A 1,787-nucleotide genomic window follows, 5' to 3' on the forward strand; every position below is an offset into this window, starting at 1 on the left:
CGGGGACCTCTAGAGTCTTGAACTTGAAGCTTTCAACCGGACCGCGGGCGCATCGGCACAAGAAGGGGGATTTGTGGGACGCTTCCTACGGGGCGCGCTGGTGGTGGTCGTCGTGCTGGCCGCGGTGGCGGGCAACGCGGGACTCAGGATTTACCACGACCACCAGGACACGCAGCAGCGTCGCTTCGCCACGGTCCGGGACATGGCCCGGCTGGTCGACGACCATGTCCACCGCACGGTGCGCACGGCGGACATCGCGCTCGACCAGGCTGCGGCCATGGTGGCGGAGGCCGGCGGTCCGCAGAAGATCCGCGATCTGAAGCACTGGACCCGGCTGCGCGACTATGCCGCCCAGCTCGAAGGGGCCGACGCGATCTGGATCTATGACGCCGACGGACGCGCCGTGCTGGAATCGGCCAGCTTCCCCAACCGGGTCGCCGCTTTCGCCGATCCGGCCGGACCGGAGTCCCTGCGCGAGGGGGCACGACTGCACATCGGCGCCGCACAGCCGATCCGCAACGGCAATCAGCCGCTTGTCTTCCCGGTCTCCCGCCCGCTGCGGGACGACGACGGGACCTTCGTCGGAGTGGCGTCGGTGTTGATCCGGGTCAACCAGTTGATCGACGTCACCATACCGGGCCTGGAGTTCGATCCGCTGATCGGCGTCTATCGCCCGAGTGGCGAGGTCATCGCCCGCCGCCCGGCAACCGAGGCTTCGGTCGGCCGGTCGGTGGCCGCCGGGGCGCTGTTCCAAGCGAAGCTGCGCGAGGCGCCGGAGGGAGAGTTCCTGTCGTCGTCGGTGCTGGACGGGGTGCTGCGCATCGGCGCCTACCGCACCGTCCGCGATTATGGGCTGGTGGTGATGACCGGCATCGAGCGGGACGAGGCGATGGCCGAATGGCGTGGCCGCACCCTGCAAACCGTGCTGGAAAGCGTAGTCGGCCTGCTGACCATCCTGGCGATCCTCACCTGGGGCCTGCGCTATCTCGACCGCGAGCGCAAGGCGCAGGTGGCGCTCGCCGAGGCCCGGACCGTGGTGGAGCGGACCAGCGCCGAGCGCGACGAGACCGTGCGGCTCGCAACCGCCCTCGACCACGCCCGCGACATGGCGGAGACCGCGCGCCGGGCTGCCGAAGCCGCCAACCGCGCCAAAGGCGAGTTCCTGGCCGGGCTGAGCCACGAACTGCGTACCCCGCTGAACGCGGTGATCGGCTTCGCCGACCTGATCGCCCGCGAAGCCGAAGGACCGGTCGGCACCCCGTCCTACCGGCACTATGCCGCCAATGTCCGCGACAGCGGCCAGCATGTGCTGGAGCTGATCAACGAGATCCTCGACCATGCGCGGGCGGAAGCCGGAGCGCTGACCATCCAGGAGGAGCCCTGCGACCTGGAGGCGGCGGCCGATTTCGCCATCCGCATGCTGACTCCGCGGGCCGAGCGCGCCGGCGTGCTGGTGTCGGCAGTGGTGGAGCCGGCGGTGCGCGCCCTGCGCGGCGACGACCGCCGCATCCGCCAGATACTGCTGAACCTGATCGCCAACGGGGTGAAGTACACGCCCTCGGGCGGAGCGGTGACCCTGTCCGCCCGTCTGGAGAATGGCGTTCCGGTGATCCGCGTGACCGACACCGGGCTGGGCATTCCCGCCGAGGATCTCGACCGCGTGCTGGAGCCCTTCGCCCGTGTCGAGAGCCCCGACAACCGCGGGGTGGAGGGCGCCGGGCTGGGCCTGCCGCTGACCAAGCGGCTGGTCGAGCTTCATGGCGGCTCCCGTCGTGCGCAGCACGCTG

General features: G+C 70.3%; 1 protein-coding gene. It reads left to right on the plus strand.

Annotation, left to right across the window (positions count from 1 at the left end):
• Window positions 1-73 precede the first annotated feature (73 nt).
• Window positions 74-1,787 (plus strand): ATP-binding protein (locus I71_RS31055; protein ID WP_042703432.1); only part of this gene is annotated, 1,714 nt, incomplete at its 3' end.

Source organism: Azospirillum sp. B506 (assembly GCF_000333595.1).
Lineage (GTDB): Bacteria > Pseudomonadota > Alphaproteobacteria > Azospirillales > Azospirillaceae > Azospirillum.